Source organism: Halomonas sp. QHL1 (assembly GCF_001882345.1).
Taxonomy (GTDB): domain Bacteria; phylum Pseudomonadota; class Gammaproteobacteria; order Pseudomonadales; family Halomonadaceae; genus Vreelandella.
The window spans coordinates 3959930-3982383 of record NZ_MINL01000001.1 but is presented as its reverse complement, the minus strand read 5'-3'; the positions used below and the strand labels follow the sequence as shown (position 1 = coordinate 3982383).

The window sequence follows — 22454 nt, the reverse complement described above, 5'->3', positions numbered from 1 at the left end:
TAGATGGATCCGCAACAATGGCTAGAGGCAGCCACTCTGGCCTTTAATTTAATCGGTATGGTGGTGTGCTTGGTCGGCCTTACTCTAGCGCAGAAGATGACTCGTCGCTGGCCAGGCTACACCCTGGCAGGGGTTGGTTTTTTGATCGCCACCTTACCGATGCTTTCACAACTGGTATTAATGTTTAGCCAATAAAGACTAGGCAAGAGCCACAAAGGGATCGAAAGGATGCGCCAGCCGTTAAGTCGCGAACTGAGCAATTTGTTAGAGCGGGGCCGGGATCGCCAGCTGCGCTTAGCGGTAACGGGCCTCTCCCAAGCAGGCAAAACCGCGTTTTTGACGTCGCTGGTCAATCAACTGCGTCATGCTGGCGTTGAGGCGCGGCTCGATTTGCTGCCCGCTGCCCGGGAAGGCCGCCTACTCGGCGCCCAGCGGCTTAACCAGCCCGACTTAGGCGTGCCGCGTTTTCCCTACGACCCCGGCATGGCCGCCCTGCGCGATACACCACCGCGCTGGCCGGAACCTACCCGCGGCATCAGCGAGTTACGCTTGCAACTGCGCTACCGCCCTGCCCGCAGCGGCTGGTTAACCCCTGAAATTGCCCACCTTACCCTGGATCTATTTGACTACCCCGGCGAGTGGTTGCTCGACCTACCGCTGTTGCAGCACGACTTTTATAGCTGGAGCCAGGCCCAGGCGTTACACGAGGGCGAACAGCGCCGCGGCCTGTTTAGCGAATGGTTGACTGCAGTGGAGCAGCTGGACCCCGCTGGTGAGGCCGATGAAGCCCAGCTTGCGGCTCTTGCCGAGGAGTACGCTCAAGGCCTGCGCCGCGCCAAAAAGGCCGGCTTCTCCGACCTGCAGCCCGGGCGTTTTTTGCTGCCCGGCGAACTGGAAGGCGCGCCGGTGCTGCAGTTTTTTCCGCTACCCCAGCTCGACGCTACTCAACTCAACACCTCAAGAGAAACGCTAGAAGCATTACCCGCCAATAGCCTTTACGCCACCCTGGCGGCGCGCTTTCGCTACTACCAGCAGCAGGTGGTCAAGCCCTTTTATCGCGACCACTTCCGCCGCTTTGACCGCCAGATTGTATTGGTGGACGTGCTTGGCGCACTCAATGCCGGGCCGGAGCGTTTTGAAGACCTTTCCAGTGCGCTACGCCAGTTAATGCACAGCTTTGACTATGGCCAACGCAGTCTACTTACGCGCCTGTTCGCGCCTAAAATAGACCGCCTGGCGATTGCCGCCACCAAAGCCGATCACGTCACTCCCGATCAACACGGCCACTTGGTGCAGCTGTTAGAGGCCCTGCTGGCAGAGCCTCTCAAAGACCTACGCTTTGCCAATGTGCCGGTCAAAGCGCTCTCGTTGGCAGCGATTCGCGCCACGGAAGCCCGCGAGGTGACCCATGAGGGTAAGCGTTCACCTGCTCTGAGAGGCACCACACTAGAGGGCGAAGAGGTGCTGGTTTACCCCGGCGATGTGCCCGCCCGGCTGCCCGCTGCCGATTTCTGGCAACAGCAGGGCTTCGACTTCCCTGGCTTTCGCCCGATGCCAACCAGTTCAGAAGCGCTGGATCATATTCGCATGGACGCCGCCATCGACTGGCTGATTGGAGATAAACTGACATGACCACCCCACAGCCACGGCGCCACTTTACGCTGGATGACACGCCAGGAGAGGCCGCAGATGCGGAGACACTCCTGCGCCAGCGCGAAGCCTTTGCTGGCACCAGCGAGCACCATCCACTGGCGCCCCTTCCCGAAGATAAAGCGCTGCCTGCTGCCAGTTTAGGTGCGCCGCGTAAACGCCGCTGGGGGTTGATATTTGCCCTGGTGGGCGGTGCCGGGCTAGGCACCGCTGAGCTGGTCACCGGCATTCCTGATGCGATGGCTCAATCGCAGTGGCTCGCCATTGCCTGGCAGCTGTTCGGGATCAGCCTGATTGGCCTAGGAGGCGTTTCATTGCTGAAAGAATTGGGGCGTTTGCGCCGTCTCAAGCGTCACGACAAACTGCGCGGCGACCTTGCCGAACTGCCGCTGCGCTCACCCAAGCAGGCCCGGGCGATGGCCGAACAGCTAAGGCGTCAGCTCAAACTCGCCGACGATGACCCGCACTGGCTAGCCTTTCAACGCGCTTGCCAACCCCACCATAGCGGCGAGGAGATCCAGACACTGCTGCGCTACCATCTGCTAACGCCGCGTGACCGCGAGGCCCAGCGCCTGATCACCCGCATGTCCGGTGAAACCGCCATCATGGTCGCGATCAGCCCGCTAACGCTGGTGGACATGGCGCTGGTGGCCTGGCGCAGCCTGGCGATGGTGGATCGACTCTGCCGCCTTTATGGGCTTGAACTGGGCTACGCCAGCCGCCTGCGGCTGTTTCGTAACGTGCTGCACAACATGGCTTTTGCCGGTGCCAGCGAACTGGCTACCGACGCCAGCATGGATATGCTCTCGCTGGATTTAGCCAGCCGCCTCTCCGCCCGTGCGGGTCAAGGCCTCGCCACCGGGCTGCTTAGCGCGCGCCTTGGGTTACGTGCCCAGCGGCTCTGCCGTCCGGTGCCCTTCACCGCCGATGAGCAGCCTAAAATCGCCGATCTACGCCAAGACCTTTGGCGGCAAATCAAGCGGCTCGACAAAGAAACGGTGCCGCAGAGCCGTCAATGAAGTAACCGACAACAGGCCTGTTTTCGGCCACAAGATGGGATTCAACGCTATTTATCCTCATGATGGGTGTTTGATATAGCATCCTCCAATGAGGAGAAGTAGCGTATGAACAATCCCAATGATCCTGAGTCGCCTTCAGAAACGAGCGACATGCAGACCGACTATGTCGTCGGTCAGGACAATATAAAGGGGCAGCTTGGCCCCATCGGTTTCGACATCCATAACCGCGTCTTTGTCGTATCCGCGCTTGCCTCGGCCATTTTCATCGTCCTCACCCTGCTGTTTCCAGAGCGAGCGGGGAGCGCTTTTCAGTCCATTGTTGCCTTCTCGACGGGAACGTTGGACTGGTATTTCATGATTCTGGTCGATTTCTTTATTCTGTTCTGCTTAGCGCTGGTGGTTCTGCCCTATGGCTCAGTCAGGTTGGGCGGGGCCGATGCCCGGCCGGATCACAGCTACCTCTCCTGGTTCGCTATGCTGTTCACCGCGGGCATCGGCATCGGCCTGCTGTTCTTCGGCGTACTCGAACCGGTTTACCACGCAAATGTCTCCCTACCCCTGGGTATCCCCTCGCCTTTTGGTGCCGATGGGGCGCTGAACCAAGCGGCCATTGATGACGCCAGCGCCATGGGCCTGGCGGGTACCTATCTACACTGGGGTATCCATGGCTGGGCGGTGTATATCGTCATGGCGCTGGCACTGGGCCTGTTTACCTATAACAAGGGGCTGCCCTTTTCGATTCGCTCGGCCTTACTTTCCCATTCTCGGTGAGCGTGTCTGGGGTTGGTGGGGCCATGTGATCGATATCCTGGCGGTGTTTTCCACCCTCTTTGGGCTGGCCACCTCCCTTGGGCTCGGCGCCCAGCAGGCCAATGCGGGGATGAACTTTGTCTTCGGCTTGGAAGTCAGCACCTTAACCCAGGTCATCGTCATCATTCTGGTAACGGCGGTGGCGCTGGTGTCGGTTTGGCGCGGTCTTGAGGGCGGTTTGAAGAAGCTCTCCGAGATCAATATGATCCTGGCCGTTCTGTTCTTCTTTTTCGTACTCTTCGCTGGCCCCACGCTTTTGGCGCTAACCGGCTTCTGGTCGGGGCTTACCACCTATGTCACGGACTTCATTCCTCTATCCGCGCCCTTTGGTCGTGACGACGATGCCTACCGCCAGTCCTGGACGATTTTCTACTGGGCTTGGTGGATTAGCTGGGCACCTTTCGTGGGGATGTTTATCGCTCGTGTTTCCCGGGGCCGCACGGTGCGTGAGTTTATACTCTGCGTTTTGCTCGTTCCCAGTCTGTTTATCTTTATCTGGATGGGCGTCTTTGGCTCGACTGCACTTGAACAGCTTTATGCTGACCCGGCGGGCAGCCTGGTTAAAGAGTATGTAATCGACAACTACAGACCCGAGCTATCGCTGTTCGGCATGCTGAACGAACTACCGTTAACGGGCCTGATGTCGACCCTGGGCATCGTCTTGGCGCTGATCTTCTTTGTCACTTCCTCGGATTCCGGCTCCCTGGTCATCGATACCATCACCGCCGGTGGTAAAATCGACGCTCCGCGGCCACAGCGTATGTTCTGGGCGGTCATCGAGGGCCTGATCGCGATTGTGCTGCTTATCGGTGGTGGTCTGACCGCACTTCAGGCCGGGGTCACCGCCACCGCTATTCCGTTCTCGATTGTGATGTTGCTAATGTGCTACTCGATCATCAAGGCGCTCAATGGCGAGTTGCGTCTTATCCGAAAGTGATACCTGCAGCTAACACCTTTAAGCAACTGTAAAAAAGGCCCTCTGCTGAAACCAGCTGGGGGCCTTACTCTTTCACAACAGGTTCGAACCAAGTCGTTTACGCAATACGCTGCTCGGTCTCGGCATCAAACAAAATCGCCCGCCCCATATCAACACGCAGCGATAAGCGCTCGCCTGCAACCACCGCGCATTTAGGGCCAACACGAGCGGTCACTTCCTGTTCGCCAAGGGGTAAACGCAGCAAGATATCCGCCCCGGTAGGCTCTACCACCGCCACACTGGCGCTTAGTAGCGTTCCTTCGGCTTGGGACGTTAACCGCTCATCCTCTTCGCTGAAGTGCTCTGGGCGTAGGCCCAGAATGACCGGCTGGTTAAGCCGTTCGGCCATATCTGCGGCGATGCGCTCCTCCGGCCAGGGCAGCACCAGCTCATCCTCACCCGGCGTGGCAATGCGCAGTTGATAACCGCCGTTGTTATCTTCCAGGGTAGCGCGAATGAAGTTCATCGACGGCGAGCCCATAAAGCCAGCCACAAACATATCCACCGGGTTGTTGTAGACCTCATCCGGCGAGCCGAGCTGCAGAATATGGCCATCGCGCATCACCGCAATACAGTCGGCCAGGGTCATGGCTTCTACCTGGTCGTGGGTGACGTAAACAATGGTGGTGCCCAAGCGCTGGTGGAGCTTTTTGATCTCTGTGCGCATATCCACGCGCAGCTTGGCATCCAGATTAGAGAGTGGCTCGTCAAACAGATACACCTTGGGCTCGCGGGCCAATGCTCGCCCCATTGCCACACGCTGGCGCTGCCCGCCGGAGAGCTGTGCAGGCTTTCGCTCCAGCAGGTGGGTAATTTGCAGTAGATCGGCTACTCGCTCCACGGCTGCTTCCCGCTCAGCTTTGGGCACCTTGCGCATCTCCAGCCCGAAGCTGATGTTCTGGCGTACGGTCATGCTGGGGTAAAGCGCGTAGGACTGAAATACCATGGCGATATCCCGATCCGCGGGGGTGCGCCAGGTCACATCTTCACCATCGATATAAATATTGCCAGAGGTCACCGGTTCAAGCCCGGCAATGGCATTCATCAGCGTGGACTTACCGCAGCCCGAAGGGCCGACCAGAATCAGGAACTCGCCGGAATCGATCGAAATACTGACGTCTTTGAGCACCCGCTCGCTGCCGAACTCTTTGCGCACGTTGTGGATTTCTAACGCTGCCATAATAAGGAATCCTATTTTTGTTAGGCTTTTAAAATAACTACCCTTTAACCGAGCCTGCTGTCAGCCCGCGCACGAAGTATTTTCCCGCCAGTACGTACACCACCAGGGTGGGCAGCGCGGCAATCATCGCCGCCGCCATATCCACGTTGTACTCGCGAACGCCGGTGGAAGTATTCACCAGGTTGTTAAGCGCCACGGTAACGGGCTGGGTGTTATGGGCTGAAAATGCCACGCCAAACAGGAAGTCGTTCCAGATTTGGGTGAATTGCCAAATTACTGACACGACAATAATCGGTGCGGACACCGGCAGTAGAATGCGCCAGAAGATGCGGAAAAAGCCCGCGCCATCCAACTTCGCCGCCGATACCAGCTCGTTGGGTATGCCCACGTAGAAGTTGCGGAAAAACAGCGTGGTGAAGGCGATGCCAAAGACCACGTGAACCAGGATCAAACCGGCGCGGGAGCTGGAGATACCCAGCCAGCCGAGGGTTTGCGCCATGGGCAATAGCACCACCTGGAAGGGAATAAAGCAGCCAAACAGCATTAGCGCGAAGACTAATTCAGAGCCTTTGAAGCGCCATTTAGTCAGCGCGTAGCCGTTTAGGGCACCGATAGTGGTTGAGATCAGCACCGCTGGAATCACAATCGCAAAGGAGTTCCAGAAGTAGCCACCCACCCCCTCGCAGCGCATGCCGGTACAGGCTTCACCCCAGGCTTTTGTCCACGGCGCGAAGGTGGGATTTTGCGGAAATGAGAGCAGCGACCCGGCGCTGATTTCGCTCAGCGGCTTCACCGAGGTCATCAGCATGACCACCAGCGGTAGAATATAGAACAGTGCGGCGAGAATCAGCACGCCATAGAGCAGGCCACGGCCCAGCCGCGCAGCGGGCGTCTGACGACGAATCACATTAGCCATGCTTGCGGCTCCTTAGTTCGGAGTAGAGATAAGGAATCAAAATCGCCAACACGCCGCCCAACATCAGCATGGCGCTGGCCGAGCCCAAACCTATCTGCGCCCGGGTAAAGGCATGAGCGTACATAAAGGTGGCGGGTAGATCGGTGGCGTAGCCAGGCCCGCCGCCGGTGAGCGCGACGACCAGATCAAAGCTCTTAATCGCAATATGGGCCAGAATCATCACCGCACTAAACACCACCGGGCGCAGGCACGGCATCACCACACGCCAATAAATCCGCGGCAGGCTAGCGCCATCTAGTTGCGCTGCTTTGATAATGCTGTCATCGATCCCCCGCAACCCGGCTAAGAATAGCGCCATCACAAAGCCTGACGCCTGCCACACGGCGGCAATCACCAGGGTATAAATCGCCATATCCGGATCGACAATCCAGTCAAAACGAAACGACTCAAAGCCCCAACTCTGGACCATGGCCTGAATACCCAATTGCGGGTTAAGTAGCCATTTCCACACTACCCCGGTAACGATAAACGACAGCGCCATGGGGTAGAGGTAAATCGTGCGTAGTGCACCCTCTTGGCGAATTTTCTGGTCGAGCAGTATCGCCAGCAGCGAGCCAATTACCAGGCAAACCACCACGAACAGCACGCCAAAAATCATCAGGTTGGTCGAGGCGACCCACCAGCGCTCATTGGCCATCAGGCGGGCATATTGACCAAAGCCGACAAAGTCATAGCTGGGCAGCATGCGTGAGCTGGTTAGCGAGAGCACGAACGTCCACAGCATGAAGCCGTAAACAAAGAACAGCGAAATCGCCACCGACGGTGCCAGCACCAGACGAGGCAGCCACGCCTGCAAACCACCGGATGACGTCGACCGCTTAGCGCCAGCCCCTAAAGGCGTCGCAGAGGTATTTTTCATGGGGAGGGAATCTCTCATGGAGAAGTATCCTTGCCAAGCAACATAGTGTCCTTGCTAAACAATATAGGCGCCGCCGTTGCGGCGGCGCCTGAAGAACGCTAGCTCTAGAAAAGTCTAGAAAGAGGCCGCTTCGGCGGCGCTCACCATACGTTCTGCCGCTTCTTCAGCAGGCATATCGGCGTCGTTGAAGTAGTTTGTAACCACATCGAAAATGGCGCCCTGTACGTCAGCACGTACGGCCATGCCGTGAGCCATACTGGGCACTAGGCCACCCTCTTCGGCGGTGCGCTGGAAATCAGCCAACGACTGCTGGGCACAGCTATCGAATTCGCTCATGTCCAGATCAGGCCGTGCAGGAATCGAGCCTTTGGCAAGGTTAAACGCTTCCTGGAAAGTAGGTTCAAGCACCAAACGCGCCAACGCTTCTTGCGCCTCGCGCTCCTCGTCGTCGGTGACCCGGAACATGGCCAGGCTATCGATATTGAAGGTGAACGCATCTTCGGTGCCCGGCGCTGCTGCACAGAGGTAATCTTCCCCGGCGGTCAGTCCGGCCGCGGTGAACTCCCCTTTCGCCCAATCGCCCATCAGCTGAAACCCTGCCACTCCTTCAATCACCATGGCGGTAGCGACATTCCAGTCGCGCCCTGACATGCCTTCATCCATTAGCTCACGCATACGTTTGAAGTCCTCAAGGGCAGCAACCATCTGTTCGCCACCCAGAGCTTCAGGGTCTAGCTCCACCAATGCCTGCTGATAAAACTCGCTCCCCTGACCACCCAGTACCACGCTTTCGAATACCGTTGCATCCTGCCAAGCCTGACCGCCATGAGCCAGCGGCACGAAACCCGCTTCGCGGATAGCCTCGCCTGCCTCGAATAGCTCATCCAGCGAGGTAGGCATCTCTACCCCTGCTGCTTCAAGCACTTCCGGGTTGGCCCACAACCAGTTTACCCGGTGCACGTTGACGGGTACCGCCACGTATTGGCCGTCGTGACGCATGATATCGGCCACGACTTCCGGCAGCAGTTCATCCCAACCTTCCACCTCGGCAACGCCGTTCAGGTCACCGAGCAGGCCAAGCTCACCCCACTCCTGGATTTCGGGGCCTTTGATTTGGGCTGCAGAGGGTGGGTTGCCCGACATGGCACGAGATTTAAGCACCGTCATGGCGGTTTCACCGCCGCCACCAGCCACGGCAAAGTCCTGCCAGCCGTAGCCTTCAGCTTCCATTAACTCTTTAAGCACGTTGGCAGCGCGAGCTTCACCACCGGAAGTCCACCAGTGCAGCACTTCGACTTCATTAGCTTGAGCGGTGGTGGCGAGCGTGGCGCCTGCCAGAGCAAGCGCGAGGGTCGTCTTCTTAAACGTCGACATGGAGTAACTCCTTATATTGTTATTGTCCTCTCGGACGTGCGACATCCAAGAGGTTACGCCAAGGCGTGCGTCAACGGGAGTTACCGAGTACTGCATAGTATTGGGGTTTTATTACAAACCTGTAATAGTTTCCTGGCGGGGTAGCGTGAGGATCACTACCAGCCCCTTTTCCGCGTGATTGGCAAGCTGGATATCTCCTCCGTGGGCACGGGCAATATGCCGAGCAATGCCCAACCCGAGGCCGCTGCCACCGGTGTGTCTGCTGCGTGAGGGCTCCAGGCGAACAAACGGCGAAAACACCCGTCCCAACTGCTCGTCAGGAATCCCAGGGCCGTCATCGCGAATGCGCAGGGTGACCGCGTTACCGTGATCAACAAGTTCGACATTGGCCTGCTTACCATAGAACACTGCATTCTCGAGCAGATTCGCCAAGCAGCGCTTAAGCGCCAGCGGCTTGGCAATCAGCGGTGTAATAGGGTGACCGCTTTTAGTCTCAATAGTGACCTTACCGCCCTGTAGGCTAAGCTCTTCGGCCAACTCTTCAAGTAGGTGCGTTAGATCAACCGATGCGGGCTCTTCGTGCAGATCCAAGCCTTTCACCGAGGCCAAGGCGCCTTTAACCAAGCTATCCAGCTCATCCAGTGAGGCGCAAAAACGCTCCCGCTGATAGTCGTCATCGAGCATCTCGGCGCGCAGGCGCATCCGGGTCAACGGCGTTTTTAAATCATGGGAAATTGCCGAAAACAGTCGTTCGCGTTCCTCAATCTGCTCGCGGATGCGCCGCTGCATACGATTGAACGCCGCGGCGGTGGCGGCGACCTCCTTGGGGCCGCTCTCCTTGAGAGGCGGCATATCCAGGTCATCGCCCAGTTGATTCGCTGCCCGTGAAAGCCGCGCCAGTGGTCGGGTCACGCTGGTAATGCCCAATAGTGAGAGCGCCAGCACGCTCAGCAGCACCAGTAGCCCGACCAGCAAGCGCTCCTCAGAGAGCCAGCGATAGCCGCTGAAAATATCCGGTACGCCTAGCAGCGTGGCCACATACAGCCAGGTGTCCGGGGCAAGCTCCAACTGAACGACTAAGATCGGCGGCGAGAGCGGCTCCATCAGTAGACTGTGCTGCCCCCAGCGGGGCGGCAGATCGTAAAGCAGTACTTCGTTATTGAGCACGCGCAGGTTTTCCGGGCGGGAGAACTCAACTATCACGTCATCGATATTGAGCTGCTGGGTGAGCACCGAACGCACGTTGTTCACCACTACCTGTTTTTCCGGGCCGGAGCCGATATCGTCGATGGTCAGCCTGCGTTCGTTGACGCTAACAAAAAAGCGCGTGCCGCCCATATTACGTAACTGATCGAGCACGATGTGGCGGTAGTCCACAGGCAGTGAGCGGAAAAACTTCATGGTGGAGGCAATGCTAAACGCCATATTGGTGGACAGCTCATCCAACTGTGCCAAATGGCTGGAGCGCACCTGGGAAGTCCAGATGGCGTAGCTGGCCCCTTGGGCGACCAGCACACCGGCGATCATGATGATCACAAAGCGCCCGCGCAGAGACGCTGGCAGCCAGCGGGATAAGCGTCGCCGGATATGCGCCCACTCCGCCCGGCTCACGTTAATGCATCTACCTGGGCGGTTAACACATAGCCTGCCCCGCGCACCGTTCGAATCAACTGCGAGTGCTGGGCATCTTCACCTAGCCGTTGGCGCAGGCGGCAAACGTGGACATCAATGGAGCGGTCAAGCGGCGGCGCATCCCGACCCCGGGTAAGGGTGTATAGATCATCACGTGTCAGCACAGTCGCCGGGTGGGCTAAAAACACCTGCAGCAACTGAAAGTCGGCGCCGGAAAGCGCGGCGCGCTCGCCCTGCAGGTCAATCAGCTCGCGGGTCATGCGGTCGAGTTGCCAATTGCCGAAACTGACCCAGCGCGCCTGCCCCGCAGGCAACTCTGGCGGAGCGCTACGGGTGCGTCGCAGTACCGCTTTGATGCGCGCCAGCAATTCGCGGGGGTTAAACGGCTTGCCTAAATAGTCATCGGCACCCAGTTCAAGGCCTAGAATACGGTCGGTCTCGTCGGCACTGGCGGTCAGCATGATTATCGGCACATCGCTGTGCTTTCGAACGTCGCGGCAGATGGTAAAGCCGTCGTCGCCAGGGAGCATTAGATCGACTATCAGTAAGTCAGGAGCGTGCTCCGCGCGCAGCGAATGCAGCGCTTGGGCACCGTCCGCCGTAAATACCCGGTAACCGTGACGCCCCAGGTAGTCCGCGAGCAGTTCACAAATTTCCGGATCATCGTCGACCACAATCAAAGTAGCAGGGGTTGTCGTCATCGCAGCGGGTTCAGCCCTACGCTATTGTCGTTATTGGGCCTTGATGATGGTCGAGGGGCTAGGCAGTAGCAATAGCGCTACGACCAAGGTTGCATTAGCCGTGTGTTCATTGGCGCTTAAAGCCCAAAGCGCTTTTTCAGCCATACGGCAACGGCAGCCTCACCATGGTGGCCAATGCGTTCGGCGCCCTTTATACGGTTGAATAGATCAGGGTGGGCGTTGGTCATTACCTGGGCCTCCCCGGCTAAATCGAGCATTTCGGTATCGTTAAGATTATCGCCAAACGCTAGGCAATCTGCGGGCGTTAAGCCCAGCCGTTCAAGCAGTGATGACAGCGCCACCCCCTTGTTGACCCCACCGGCCATGATTTCCAAAGAATCAATCGTGGAGTAAGTAATATGCAGGTTGTCGCCGTGGGCCTCTTGAGCCTGGACTTCTAGCTGTTTTAGCGCATTTGGGTCGCCTAGATAGAGCACTTTGCCCACGCCGCTAGTGTCCATTTGCGCGGGCGGCACGACTTCATACCCAAACCCTGTGGAGGCATGCAGGGATAATAAATGCGGAGCCTCTGCATCTATATGCCAGCCGCTCTCTCGATAGAGATTTAGCCTCACCTGGGGTGGGCGCGACAGGTCGATCAGCGTTTTAGCATGTTCAGGCGCAAGGTGATTAGCCGCCAGCAAGGTATCTTCGGGGTCATGAACATAGGCGCCGTTGGTGCTGATCAAGTGCGCGGGAATGTCCAACTGATCACGAAACACCTTCATATCGTGGTAGTGGCGACCCGAGGCGAGCGCGACATGATGACCTTGCTTCACTAATGCTCTTAGCACCTCTACGGTGCACTCGTGCAGGGTGTGGACGCTTCCTAATAGGGTTCCATCCAGGTCAGAAACAATCAGGCGAGGTGTCATAACGCGCTCCATGAGTATGGGCATTTAGCTTAACCGATTCCCTTGAACGCATGTAAGCCTTTGACGCGCCGTCACCAGGGCTAACTTCGCATGGCGACAATTGGCGCAGCCTGCGGGAATCCGTATAGTGGCACCCTAACTCTCGCCAACTGATTGAGCTCATGCTTCAGAATAACTCCATGCTTGCCCAGCTCAAGCAACAGATTCGTCAAACCACCCCCCGTGCTGAAGGGGTGATCAAAGCTACCGACAAAGGTTTCGGATTTCTCGAAACCGACGACGGTGAATCCTATTTCGTGCCGCCGCCCGCCATGAAGCAAGTGCTTCACGGTGACCGTGTGGAAGCGGTTATCCACGAGAACGGTGACAAAAAATCCGTTGAGCCTGAAAAGCTGATTGAAGCTGGGCTGGATCGGTTTGTTTCTCGCGTGCAGAAGCGCGAAGGCCGCCTGTCCGTCGTCCCCGACCATCCGTCGATTAAAAACGTTATCAAGGCGCGGATTAAGAACAGCCTTGATGAAGACACCATTGCTGACGGCGATTGGGTTGTTGCCCGCTTGGTACGCCATCCGCTAAAAGCCGATGACCGTGCTTTCTTTGCCCAGATTGATGAGCTGGTCGCTAAAAGCGAGGATCCGGCAGTGCCATGGCGCGTCACACTTGCCCGCCATGCGCTGGAGCAAGAGTGCCCCGATGCAGGCACCGACTGGCCGCTGATGGACGAAGGCCTGACTCGCGAAGACTTAACGTCCACGCCCTTCTTCACCATTGATGGTGAGAAGACCCGCGATATGGACGATGCGCTGCACGTCGCTACTCGCGCGGAAGGCGGCTGGCAGTTGAGTGTCGCGATTGCCGACCCCACCGCTTATGTGGAAGAGGGCCATGCGGCTGATTTAGAAGCCCGCACTCGCGCCTTTACCGTTTACCTGCCCGGCCAGAACGTCACCATGCTGCCCGAGCAGCTAGCGGATGATCTCTGCTCGTTGTGGGAAGGCAAGGATCGCCCCGCGCTGGCCTGTACACTGGATATCAACGCCGACGGCAGCATGGGCGATTACCGCTTTTTTGCAGCCAACGTAAAATCCCACGCCAAGCTTGCCTATGACAACGTCTCCGACTGGATCGAAGATAAAGGCGACTGGGCACCCGCAGATGAGATCGCCGAGCAGCTCACCGCGCTACGTGATTTGACCGAGGCGCGTACCGCTTGGCGTAACGAACACGCGCTGGTGTTTAAAGACCGCCCCGACTATGTGTTTGATCTCGATCCCGCTGGCAACGTATTGGCCGTGCGCACCGAAGAGCGCCGCATTGCCAACCGCATGATCGAAGAGTCGATGATTGTGGCCAACGCCTGCTGCGCGGACTTCCTGGCCAAGCATATCGGTCACGGCATCTTTAACGTGCACCGCGCCTTCGAACCCGAGAAAGCCGAAGCTGCCCAGGAATTCCTGGCAGGTCAGGAGATCATGGTTGAGCGCGAAGCGCTAACTGAACTGGCCCGCTACACCGAGCTGAAGCGTGCGCTGGAAAGCCGCGATGATGCCTGGCTGGATGCGCGCCTGCGCCGTTTCCAGGGCTTCACCATGATGTCCGCGCAGCCCGGCCCGCACTTCGGTTTAGGCTTGGCTGCCTACGCGACCTGGACCTCGCCGATTCGTAAGTATGGCGATATGGTCAACCACCGCCTCATCAAGCGCGTGCTGAAAGGCGAACATGCGCCCGCCGAGGCTACCCAGCAGCTCACCGAGCAGCTGACGGAACGCCGCCGCCTGAACCGTATGGCCGAGCGCGACGTGAAAGATTGGCTCTACGTGCGCTACCTGACGCCCGCCGCGCAAAACCAGGACACCTTTGAGGCCGAAATCATGGCCATCAACCGTGGCGGTATGCGCGTTCGCCTGCTGGAAAATGGCGCGACGGCGTTTGTGCCGGCACCCTTGATGCACAGTGATCGCAGCAAAGTGGTCATTGACGATAAAGAGGGGCGTATCCAGATCGAAGGCGAAGAGCGTTACAAGCTTGGCGATCCGCTTCGCGTGGTGCTCACCGAAGCCCGCGAAGAGACTCGCTCGCTGGTAGCTAAACCCGCTGCATAAACCGCACGTGTTAAATCGCAATAACCGATAACGGCGCCCTAGGGCGCCGTTGTTGTTTCTATAGTTCGGGCCGTTATTTGGTCAGCCCTATCGTCCACATCAAAGTAAATGCATAGCTTCTGATTTAAAACTCTGCTTGTCTTGCAGCCGAGGGTAAGGCCATTGCCGGTTTATACTCTGATGCCTTTTGCACAACTGCTTCATCTATTTGAAAGGCAGCTACCAGCTCGCGAAGACGACCAGCCTGATCTTCCAGGGAAAATGCTGCATTAGTCGATTGCTGAACCAGTGTGCTGTTTTGCTGTGTAGTAGAATCCATTTCAGTAATAGCAGTATTGATCTGCTCAATGCCACTACTTTGCTCCCGAGTAGCAGAGGATACCTCGACCATCAACATAGCTAGGCGCTGGATCACCGCTTCCGTCTCACCAATGGTCGCAGCTCCTCGCTCCGCTTGGTCAGAACATAGCTTTATTTTGCTACGCGTATCATCGAGCATGCTGCGTATTTCACCTGCTGAAGCGGCACTGCGGCTTGCTAACGCACGAACTTCTGTTGCCACCACCGCAAACCCACGGCCTTTATCACCAGCACGCGCCGCTTCAACGGAGGCATTTAAAGCCAGGATGTTTGTTTGAAATGCAATGGAATCGATGGCTTCAACGATCTTATCCATGCTAAGCGATGCCGCTGTCACTTCGCGCATTAATTCCACGCTACGGGCTACTTCTTCACCACCACTTTGCATCTGTTGCGAAGCATTGTGGGCCAGCGTATCAGCCTCTTTGGTCGAATCACTATTCTGGCGAACCGTTGCCGTCATTTCCTCCATACTTGAAGCAGTTTCCTGCAAGGCAGCTGCTTGCTGCTCAGTACGAGCGGCGAGCTCCTGCCCACCTTGGGCAATCTCATTAGATCCATTCAAGACATTCTCGCTAGAGTCACGTAGTGATGCGACAAGGGTAGTGAGCTCTTTACTCATTTCGGCCATGGAGGTTAATAACTGAGCCGTTTCATCACGTCCTGTGGTTACGATATCGTGTCGCAAATCACCTTCCGCAACGCGCTTAGCAACCTCAACCGCTCTCTGCAAAGGCAATACAATGCTACGCGTAATAGCAATTGCCAGCGCCAGCGCCATCAACAACGCCACCCCCGCAAAAATACAAAGCTGCCAAATAGCCAAACGATACTCGGCATTTATCGCCTCATTAGCCGTCTTGACTCCTGCCTCAGCCACTAGGCTAATTTCATCAGCCAACTCCTCAAGCTGGTAGATACTCTCTTTATGCTCACCGAAAGCCAGATTGGCTTGAGAGGTTTCGGTAATACGGCCTAGTTCAATTTGACGATAAACTGTCATAAACCCCTCTTCATACCCCTGGAGGGCGCTGCCTGCCTGTTGGTACAAAGCATCGAGGCTATCTTTATCGGCAATTTGGCCACCTGCCTGGAAGGCGGCCTGTATTTCTCCGATGGTCGCCACCCAACTTTGCTGGTAAGCCTCTACCCGATCACGACTATCGATATTGATAAAGATATCTTTTTCAAAGCGCCGAGCCTGTAATGCCAGACGCTGGATTTCAGCGGCATTGCTTGCTAGAGCTACGTCCGTTTCCAGGGTTTTTTGGGCAGTATCTTTGGTAAAGGTGATTCCCATAACTCCCGCTATTAAAGTGCCCAAAAGAAATAGCGAGACCAAGCCAAAAGCCAGTGCGAGCCGTGTACCGATCTTGAATCGTAAAAGCATGGAAACTTCCTAATAAGTAAGAGAGGTATAGTTTTCGGCATAAAGAACATAAACTTTAGTTCTATACATATACAATTTATTACTAATGTTTATATCTAATTAGATCGTGCTAATTTCTACGACGACTGCCATACCACATAGAACTTACTTATAGGCGAACATAGCTTCTGCTCATGCTTGCGCCTGCTGATGCTGTAAGAAGAAACGCAGCATTTCCTTGGTGGCACCGGGGCCTTTCGGATCGGTATAGCTACCTTTGGTGCTGCCGCCCGACCAAGCGTGCCCCGCCCCGTGTACCTGCCACTGCTCAAGGTGGGTTTCACCTTTCGCATTATGGTGTGTGGTACAGGTATAGCCGTGGCCATTGGCTACCTTCCCCTTCTCCACTGTCGGCCCTGCTTGACGCGACGTGCTGTACTGGGCGGCTACGCGTTCCGCATTGCTGGGGTGTACCGTCGTGTCGCGATCGCCATGAAAGATAATCGCTGGCACATCCGACGCCCATCCGGCTCCTTTTGCTTGGTTACCGCCACCGAGCGGCCCTGTGCCTCCCTGCATTGCCCCCAGAGCATCGGGAAGACTCTGGGCCACGCCGTGGGGCAACCCGGAGTGCACGCCCACCGCCGCAAACAGATCCGGGTAGGTCATCGCCAGAGTAGTTGCCATGGCGGCGCCTGCCGAAAGGCCTGCAACATAGACCCGGGACCCATCAAGGCCATGGGTATCAATGATCTGGCGAGTCATGTCCGCAATAATCGCCGGCTCGCCGCCCTCGCGCTGCTGGTCTTCGGCCTTGAACCAGTTCCAGCACTTAGAGTGGTTGGCGGTCATCGGCTGGGCCGGATAAAGCACACAACACTGCTGCTCTTCGGCCAACCGGTTCATCTCGGTTCCGGCAGCGAAGTCATCGGGGTTCTGCGTGCAGCCATGCAGCATCACCACCAGCGGCAGCGCCTGACCGGTATAGCCGCTGGGGATATACAGTTTGTAATCACGCGCGCCCACATGGTTGGTAAACCGACCGGTAGTGAACGCCCCGGGCTGTGGTTCCTCACTGGCACTCGGTGCTTGCTCTGGTTGCGCCATTCCACCGCGAAACTTCATCCACTTGTCGCGCCATGCAGAAGGCACCTTAATATCGTTGGGCGTGAATGCTCCCGTTGGCGACTTAGCAGGCTCTGGCTCTGGCTCCGTCACCGTGTCTTCTTTATCGATTACCTGCCAGGTTCCGTCGAAGGTATTGCCACCTCGGTAAGCGTTATCCGGTGTTGCCTCATGTCCAGCTTCGGGCTCGCCGCCCTGGAGGAGGGCCATGGCCTCGTGGAGTTTCCCTGCACGGGTGAGTCGCGTTGCTTCTTCCATTCGTTTCGACATAGTGGCGTCAATCATGATCAATGTCCCTATTTAGTAATTCAGTGGTGAGAGTTTCAGTGGATTCGATCCGCCAGAGCGGCCTTGACCGCTTTGCTGGCATTAAGTGCCCCCAATACGACCACCGATTCGATAGTGGCAAGAGCAAGCTCAGGTGTGACGTCGTCAGCTATGCTGGCCATGCCCAGCACCTGAATCTGTAACTTTTCCCCGGCAAACTGCAGGGCCTCTAGATCCGCACGGCTGTAATGCTCAAGACCCAACACAAACGCCTTACGGGTCACGGTTTCCTTAACAACCTCGGCATGGGTCAACAACTGGTTACGGATGGCGGTGCGTATCAGATCGGTTCGGTTGGAGTAGAACCCTTCCTGAACCAGCAGGTCGATTTGCCCCAGGTCAACGACCCCCAGATTGATAGTGATTTTCTCGCTGGAGTCGCCGCTCTTGCGGCGTAGTTCGTGCACGCTCATGTGTCACTCCTCATTGTGCTTAGTAACCAGACATCTTTTGATGAGGCATAAAATATCAACCAACATCCATAAGACATCTATTTGGAATCCATTTACCATCCATATGGATGGTATATTAGTCCAGCTAGGCCAAGAGTCAACAAATAAACAAAAGAAAACGACTCATAGAGCCCAAATCGCCAGATGGAATAGGTGTAATGAAAGACTGAGTGAAAGGGGCTTAGCCTTAAATAACAGCCTCGGTTCAACTGTCGCTGAACTGACTTATTTCTCCTTTATGGTGAAACGATGACACTTTTTGGGGTTGGAGGTTAGCTTGCACATTGCCGATGTGACGATGTTTCATGCCCCCGCCAGCGGCGGTGTGCGCACCTATTTACAGGCCAAGCATCGCGTTTTTTCGCGCATTCCCCAGCTACGTACCAGCCTGCTGGTGCCGGGACCGGAGCGCGATAGCTTGGGCGACCACCACACCTTACCGGCGCTACACCTGCCCTTGGGTCAGGGTTATCGTTTTCCGCTGCGCGGATCACCCTGGCGCGATACTCTAATTGATCTAAAGCCTGACCTTATTGAAGCTGGCGACCCGTACGTAACGGCATGGGCCGCACTCGCAGCAGGTCAGCGGCTCGGCGTGCCGGTGGTCGGCTTTTATCACTCCGACCTCCCACGTTTGATGGGCGATCGTTTTGGACGCTACGTTGAGAGACGCTTAACCCGCTATGTCACGGAGCTTTATAGCCAGTTTGATAGCGTGCTGGCACCCTGCAACGCCATGGCTAACCGGCTACGGGATTGGGGCGTCGATAACGTTCGCGTTCAGCCACTGGGTGTCGATTTAGCGCAATTTAACCCCCAGCAGCATGACCCGACTTTCCGACATACCATGGGCATACCCAGCGATAAAAAGCTGCTGATCTTTGTGGGACGTAACTCCCGCGAAAAAAATATTGATGTGCTGCTTTCAACGATGCGCCAGTTAGGCAGCGATTACCATTTACTGCTGATGGGCCCCGGCATGCCGCATCACGTGCCCAGCAATGTCACCATTGTGGATCGCTGTTGCGGTGCCCACGAGGTAGCCAAGGCACTCGCCAGTAGCGATGCCCTGCTGCACGCAGGCACCCGTGAAACCTTCGGCTTAATTGCCCAGGAAGCCATGGCCAGCGGTATCCCAGTGATAGCCGCTCGCGCTGGGGCACTGGCAGAAAACGTACCGTTGGGGGCGGGTATTTTATGCAAACCGCATGACGCCATTGCCATGTCTGAGGCGTGTGTGGCGCTGTTCAGTAATGATGTCGCCGCGAGTGGGCGCTATGCGCGCCGCCATGTGGAGCGCCATTTCAACTGGGATGGCGTTATGCATTCACTGCTTGAGCACTATCAATACCTTTGTCACGGCAGCCAACCGTATGCACTCCACCAACAGCACTAGTCGTCAGCTACTCAGGTGGCGCCCTATCCACGGCGTGATGATTGCCTTGGCTCTCATTGCGCCGCTGGTGCTCACCGCCTGGCTGGGTGGGGCCGAGGCGTTACAGCGGGTAAGGCACTTTCCACTCGAACTGTTGCTATTAATGCTTCTGCTAGCATTTCTATGCTGGAACCTTAATGCGATGAGGATGCGCCTGATGCTGGGTGGCCGGGCAGGCAGACTTGGCCAGCGCGGCGCACTCGGCATTGAGCTGGCGTCCAAGTTTGCGCTGTGCGCCACCCCAGGCGGCAGCGGTGGCCCAGTCACCCTACTGATGCTGCTTGCCCAGCGCGGCTTTCCGCCCGCCAAAGGGGCTGCGGTGTTTCTGATCGATCAAGGCTGTGACCTACTGTTCTTTCTGGCCATGCTGAGCGGCCTGGTGCTTTTTTCGCTGCTCATCGATACCCAGTGGCCACATCAATCGTTGGTGCAATGGGCGCTGGTCGGTTTAGCCTTGATGGCAACAGTGGTGATTGTGGTAATGCACTATTTACCCGGCCTATTGCGCTCAACCAGTGTGAACACGCCATGGCCCAGCCAGTATCGGCGGCGCTGGCTTGCACGGCGCCTTTTACGCTGTCGGCATGCGCTTAAGGTGACGCTCGAGCTGCCGCGCGCTACGCTAATCGCGATGATGCTGCTGACCACCGCTCATTGGCTGATGCGCTACAGCTTGCTCTATTTGGCGGTACTGGGAGTAGGCGGTCATGCGGACTGGATGTGGACCTTCTTGACTCAAATGCTGGCAATGGCAGCGAGTCAGCTTAGCTTTCTGCCTGGCGGCGCGGGTGCCGCTGAGGTGGGTGTGGGTAGCCTGTTACTGCCGTTAATGGAGCGTGAGCAGGCCGCAGCAGCGGTATTGGTGTGGCGATTGGTCAGCTATCATCTTTATTTGGCGGCAGGCGCCCCGCTGTTTGTGCTTTATAGCTATCGCATGCTGCGTCGCTCACCGGCGCGACAAACCTGTAAAAATGAATAAGGGCGCCCCGAGGGGCGCCCTTATAGCGTGCAGCTAAACCTCAATGGCTTACCAGCCAGTGACTTCCTTCAGCGCATCACCGATTTCAGCCAAAGAGCGCACGGTTTTAACACCGGCGTCTTCAAGGGCAGCAAACTTCTCGTCAGCGGTGCCTTTACCACCAGAGATGATCGCGCCCGCGTGGCCCATACGCTTGCCAGGAGGTGCAGTGACACCGGCAATGTAGGAAACCACGGGCTTGGAAACGTTAGCTTTGATGTAAGCTGCCGCTTCTTCTTCAGCCGTACCACCGATTTCACCGATCATAACGATGGCTTCGGTTTTCGGGTCCTTCTCGAACATCTCAAGGATGTCGATGAAGTTAGAACCCGGAATCGGGTCACCGCCGATACCTACACAGGTAGACTGACCAAAACCGTGATCAGTGGTCTGCTTAACGGCTTCATAGGTCAAGGTACCAGAGCGAGATACGATACCTACGCGGCCCGGCTGGTGAATATGACCCGGCATGATGCCGATTTTGCATTCGCCTGGGGTGATAACACCTGGGCAGTTCGGGCCGATCAGGCGTACGCCCAGCTCGTCGCACTTCACTTTGGCTTCGAGCATGTCTAGCGTAGCGATGCCTTCAGTGATGCACACAATCAGCTTGATACCGGCATTGGCCGCTTCAAGGATTGAGTCTTTACAGAACGGCGCCGGTACGTAGATAACGCTGGCTTCCGCGCCGGTTTTCTCTACCGCTTCTTTCACGGTGTTGAAAACGGGCAGACCGAGGTGCTCCTGGCCGCCTTTACCCGGCGTAACACCACCGACCATTTGCGTACCGTAGGCAATCGCCTGCTCGGAGTGGAACGTGCCTTGGCCACCGGTAAAGCCCTGGCAGATGACCTTGGTGTTCTTATCGATCAGGATGCTCATTACTTGCCCTCCGCCGCTTTAACGACCTGCTGAGCCGCGTCGGTCAGACTAGTAGCCGCGATGATGTTCAAACCGCTAGATGCCAGTTTTTCAGCACCCAGTTCGGCGTTGTTACCTTCCAGACGTACGACAACCGGTACATTGACGCCCACTTGCTCAACGGCACCGATAATGCCTTCAGCAATCATGTCGCAACGTACGATACCGCCGAAAATGTTAACCAGTACGGCTTTAACATTGTCGTCAGAGAGGATGATTTTGAACGCTTCTGCAACGCGCTCCTTGGTAGCGCCGCCGCCGACATCCAAGAAGTTAGCGGGCTTGCCGCCGCTCAGGTTGACGATGTCCATGGTGCCCATGGCCAAGCCTGCGCCGTTAACCATGCAGCCGATGTTGCCATCAAGCGCGACATAGTTAAGTTCCCACTTCGCCGCATCGGCTTCACGCTGATCTTCTTGCGAAGGATCACGCATTGCCTGCAGGTCAGGGTGACGGTATAGCGCATTGCTATCCAGACCCAGTTTGGCGTCGAGGCAGTGCAGGTTGCCTTCGTCGGTAATAACCAGCGGGTTGATTTCTAGCAGTGCCAGGTCTTTGTCGTGGAACAGCTGAGACAGACCTAAGAAAATCTTGGTGAACTGCTTGATCTGGTCGCCTTTCAGGCCCAGAGCAAAGGCTAGCTCACGCGCTTGGTACGGCTGTGCGCCGACCAGCGGATCGATTTCGGCTTTCAGAATTTTTTCCGGCGTCTCTTCCGCAACCGTCTCGATCTCTACACCACCTTCGGTAGAGGCCATAAAGACCACGCGACGGGTAGTACGGTCGACAACGGCACCGAGATATAGCTCGTCGGCGATGTCAGTGCAGGTTTCAACCAAAATCTTGGCAACCGGCTGACCTTTTTCGTCAGTCTGGAAAGTGACCAAGTTCTTGCCCAGCCACTTTTCAGCAAATGCTTTAGCTTCAGCAGGATCTTTGATCAGCTTAACGCCACCCGCTTTACCACGGCCACCGGCGTGCACCTGGGCTTTAACCACCCACATGTCACCACCGATTTTTTTGCAAGCCTCTTCCGCTTCTTCGGGAGTGTCGACTGCAAAGCCTTTAGACACTGGTAGACCATAATCGGCAAACAGCTGTTTACCTTGATACTCGTGAAGATTCATCGATTCATGCCATTGGTTGCATGTGACTCGAACGATGATCAGCTTTCTTTTAAGAACAGTTTTACAAGAACGGTCTTAAAAGAACTGGTCATCCCCGTTCTTTCGATCTTTGCGGATTAAGACAAAG

The 22454-nt window shown here is 56.6% G+C and carries 18 protein-coding genes and 1 pseudogene; 7 read left to right on the top strand and 12 right to left on the bottom strand.

The window, feature by feature from the left end:
- Positions 1 to 3: 3 nt before the first annotated feature.
- From QHL1GM_RS18230 to QHL1GM_RS18215, 4 genes and pseudogenes are all read left to right on the top strand, one after another.
- Positions 4 to 195 (top strand): hypothetical protein, encoded by a 192-nt coding sequence (locus tag QHL1GM_RS18230; protein ID WP_022520445.1) that lies wholly within the window; start codon positions 4 to 6, stop codon positions 193 to 195.
- Between the two features lie 33 nt (positions 196 to 228).
- Complete coding sequence (locus tag QHL1GM_RS18225) at positions 229 to 1632, top strand: YcjX family protein (protein WP_071695740.1); 1404 nt, start codon at positions 229 to 231, stop codon at positions 1630 to 1632.
- Positions 1629 to 2669, top strand: a complete 1041-nt coding sequence (locus QHL1GM_RS18220; protein ID WP_071695739.1) for a YcjF family protein — start codon at positions 1629 to 1631, stop codon at positions 2667 to 2669. Before QHL1GM_RS18225 ends, QHL1GM_RS18220 begins: the two co-directional genes overlap by 4 nt.
- A 105-nt stretch (positions 2670 to 2774) precedes the next feature.
- A pseudogene (locus QHL1GM_RS18215) lies at positions 2775 to 4416 on the top strand (BCCT family transporter).
- Between the two features lie 97 nt (positions 4417 to 4513).
- Here QHL1GM_RS18215 and QHL1GM_RS18210 read toward each other — a convergent pair.
- From QHL1GM_RS18210 to QHL1GM_RS18180, 7 genes are all read right to left on the bottom strand, one after another.
- A complete protein-coding gene (locus tag QHL1GM_RS18210; RefSeq protein ID WP_071695738.1) occupies positions 4514 to 5635 on the bottom strand; it encodes an ABC transporter ATP-binding protein in 1122 nt (373 codons plus the stop codon).
- A 37-nt stretch (positions 5636 to 5672) separates the two neighbouring features.
- Complete coding sequence (locus QHL1GM_RS18205) at positions 5673 to 6551, bottom strand: carbohydrate ABC transporter permease (RefSeq protein WP_035555955.1); 879 nt, start codon at positions 6549 to 6551, stop codon at positions 5673 to 5675.
- On the bottom strand, positions 6544 to 7470 hold the full coding sequence (locus tag QHL1GM_RS18200; protein WP_071695737.1) for a carbohydrate ABC transporter permease: 927 nt from the start codon (positions 7468 to 7470) through the stop codon (positions 6544 to 6546). The genes QHL1GM_RS18205 and QHL1GM_RS18200 overlap by 8 nt, the downstream gene beginning before the upstream one ends.
- Positions 7471 to 7584: 114 nt before the next feature.
- Positions 7585 to 8844, bottom strand: coding sequence for an ABC transporter substrate-binding protein (locus QHL1GM_RS18195; RefSeq protein ID WP_071695736.1), 1260 nt, complete (start codon positions 8842 to 8844; stop codon positions 7585 to 7587).
- Between the two features lie 111 nt (positions 8845 to 8955).
- On the bottom strand, positions 8956 to 10371 hold the full coding sequence (locus QHL1GM_RS18190; RefSeq protein WP_254795365.1) for an ATP-binding protein: 1416 nt from the start codon (positions 10369 to 10371) through the stop codon (positions 8956 to 8958).
- Between the two features lie 80 nt (positions 10372 to 10451).
- Positions 10452 to 11177: a response regulator gene (locus QHL1GM_RS18185; protein ID WP_071695734.1), complete on the bottom strand. Its 726-nt coding sequence runs from the start codon at positions 11175 to 11177 to the stop codon at positions 10452 to 10454.
- A 116-nt stretch (positions 11178 to 11293) separates the two neighbouring features.
- A complete protein-coding gene (locus QHL1GM_RS18180) occupies positions 11294 to 12091 on the bottom strand; it encodes a Cof-type HAD-IIB family hydrolase (RefSeq protein ID WP_071695733.1) in 798 nt (265 codons plus the stop codon).
- Between the two features lie 161 nt (positions 12092 to 12252).
- Here QHL1GM_RS18180 and QHL1GM_RS18175 point away from each other — a divergent pair, with 161 nt between their 5' ends.
- Positions 12253 to 14193 (top strand): exoribonuclease II, encoded by a 1941-nt coding sequence (locus QHL1GM_RS18175; RefSeq protein WP_071695732.1) that lies wholly within the window; start codon positions 12253 to 12255, stop codon positions 14191 to 14193.
- Positions 14194 to 14317: 124 nt separating this feature from the next.
- On the opposite strand, the gene QHL1GM_RS18170 is transcribed toward QHL1GM_RS18175, so the two are convergent.
- The 3 genes from QHL1GM_RS18170 to QHL1GM_RS18160 form a co-directional block, all read right to left on the bottom strand.
- On the bottom strand, positions 14318 to 15943 hold the full coding sequence (locus QHL1GM_RS18170) for a methyl-accepting chemotaxis protein (protein ID WP_071695731.1): 1626 nt from the start codon (positions 15941 to 15943) through the stop codon (positions 14318 to 14320).
- Positions 15944 to 16114: 171 nt separating this feature from the next.
- Positions 16115 to 17332 (bottom strand): PHB depolymerase family esterase, encoded by a 1218-nt coding sequence (locus tag QHL1GM_RS18165; protein ID WP_083571058.1) that lies wholly within the window; start codon positions 17330 to 17332, stop codon positions 16115 to 16117.
- Positions 17333 to 17370: 38 nt separating this feature from the next.
- Complete coding sequence (locus tag QHL1GM_RS18160) at positions 17371 to 17787, bottom strand: CopG family transcriptional regulator (protein WP_071695730.1); 417 nt, start codon at positions 17785 to 17787, stop codon at positions 17371 to 17373.
- A 316-nt stretch (positions 17788 to 18103) separates the two neighbouring features.
- On the opposite strand from QHL1GM_RS18160, the gene QHL1GM_RS18155 reads away from it, so the two are divergent.
- Both QHL1GM_RS18155 and QHL1GM_RS18150 read left to right on the top strand, forming a co-directional pair.
- Positions 18104 to 19222, top strand: a complete 1119-nt coding sequence (locus QHL1GM_RS18155; RefSeq protein ID WP_083571057.1) for a glycosyltransferase — start codon at positions 18104 to 18106, stop codon at positions 19220 to 19222.
- Entirely contained in the window at positions 19104 to 20240 is a 1137-nt protein-coding gene (locus QHL1GM_RS18150) for a YbhN family protein (RefSeq protein WP_368087073.1), read from the top strand. Before QHL1GM_RS18155 ends, QHL1GM_RS18150 begins: the two co-directional genes overlap by 119 nt.
- A 48-nt stretch (positions 20241 to 20288) precedes the next feature.
- On the opposite strand, the gene sucD is transcribed toward QHL1GM_RS18150, so the two are convergent.
- The gene (gene sucD, locus QHL1GM_RS18145) at positions 20289 to 21161 is read right to left on the bottom strand and encodes a succinate--CoA ligase subunit alpha (protein ID WP_007111115.1); all 873 of its coding nucleotides are present in this window, start codon (positions 21159 to 21161) and stop codon (positions 20289 to 20291) included.
- Entirely contained in the window at positions 21161 to 22327 is a 1167-nt protein-coding gene (gene sucC, locus QHL1GM_RS18140; RefSeq protein ID WP_035577585.1) for an ADP-forming succinate--CoA ligase subunit beta, read from the bottom strand. Before sucC ends, sucD begins: the two co-directional genes overlap by 1 nt.
- Positions 22328 to 22454 lie beyond the last annotated feature (127 nt).

Coding starts and splice junctions, on each gene's coding strand:
- QHL1GM_RS18230 (WP_022520445.1), top strand. CDS start 4: ATGGATCCGCAACAATGGCTAGAGGCAGCCACTCTGGCCTTTAATTTA.
- sucD (WP_007111115.1), bottom strand. CDS start 21,161: ATGAGCATCCTGATCGATAAGAACACCAAGGTCATCTGCCAGGGCTTT.
- QHL1GM_RS18195 (WP_071695736.1), bottom strand. CDS start 8,844: ATGTCGACGTTTAAGAAGACGACCCTCGCGCTTGCTCTGGCAGGCGCC.
- QHL1GM_RS18185 (WP_071695734.1), bottom strand. CDS start 11,177: ATGACGACAACCCCTGCTACTTTGATTGTGGTCGACGATGATCCGGAA.
- QHL1GM_RS18205 (WP_035555955.1), bottom strand. CDS start 6,551: ATGGCTAATGTGATTCGTCGTCAGACGCCCGCTGCGCGGCTGGGCCGT.
- QHL1GM_RS18180 (WP_071695733.1), bottom strand. CDS start 12,091: ATGACACCTCGCCTGATTGTTTCTGACCTGGATGGAACCCTATTAGGA.
- QHL1GM_RS18200 (WP_071695737.1), bottom strand. CDS start 7,470: ATGAAAAATACCTCTGCGACGCCTTTAGGGGCTGGCGCTAAGCGGTCG.
- QHL1GM_RS18165 (WP_083571058.1), bottom strand. CDS start 17,332: ATGATTGACGCCACTATGTCGAAACGAATGGAAGAAGCAACGCGACTC.
- QHL1GM_RS18220 (WP_071695739.1), top strand. CDS start 1,629: ATGACCACCCCACAGCCACGGCGCCACTTTACGCTGGATGACACGCCA.
- QHL1GM_RS18225 (WP_071695740.1), top strand. CDS start 229: ATGCGCCAGCCGTTAAGTCGCGAACTGAGCAATTTGTTAGAGCGGGGC.
- sucC (WP_035577585.1), bottom strand. CDS start 22,327: ATGAATCTTCACGAGTATCAAGGTAAACAGCTGTTTGCCGATTATGGT.
- QHL1GM_RS18160 (WP_071695730.1), bottom strand. CDS start 17,787: ATGAGCGTGCACGAACTACGCCGCAAGAGCGGCGACTCCAGCGAGAAA.
- QHL1GM_RS18210 (WP_071695738.1), bottom strand. CDS start 5,635: ATGGCAGCGTTAGAAATCCACAACGTGCGCAAAGAGTTCGGCAGCGAG.
- QHL1GM_RS18190 (WP_254795365.1), bottom strand. CDS start 10,371: ATGATCGCCGGTGTGCTGGTCGCCCAAGGGGCCAGCTACGCCATCTGG.
- QHL1GM_RS18170 (WP_071695731.1), bottom strand. CDS start 15,943: ATGCTTTTACGATTCAAGATCGGTACACGGCTCGCACTGGCTTTTGGC.
- QHL1GM_RS18150 (WP_368087073.1), top strand. CDS start 19,104: ATGCGCGCCGCCATGTGGAGCGCCATTTCAACTGGGATGGCGTTATGC.
- QHL1GM_RS18175 (WP_071695732.1), top strand. CDS start 12,253: ATGCTTCAGAATAACTCCATGCTTGCCCAGCTCAAGCAACAGATTCGT.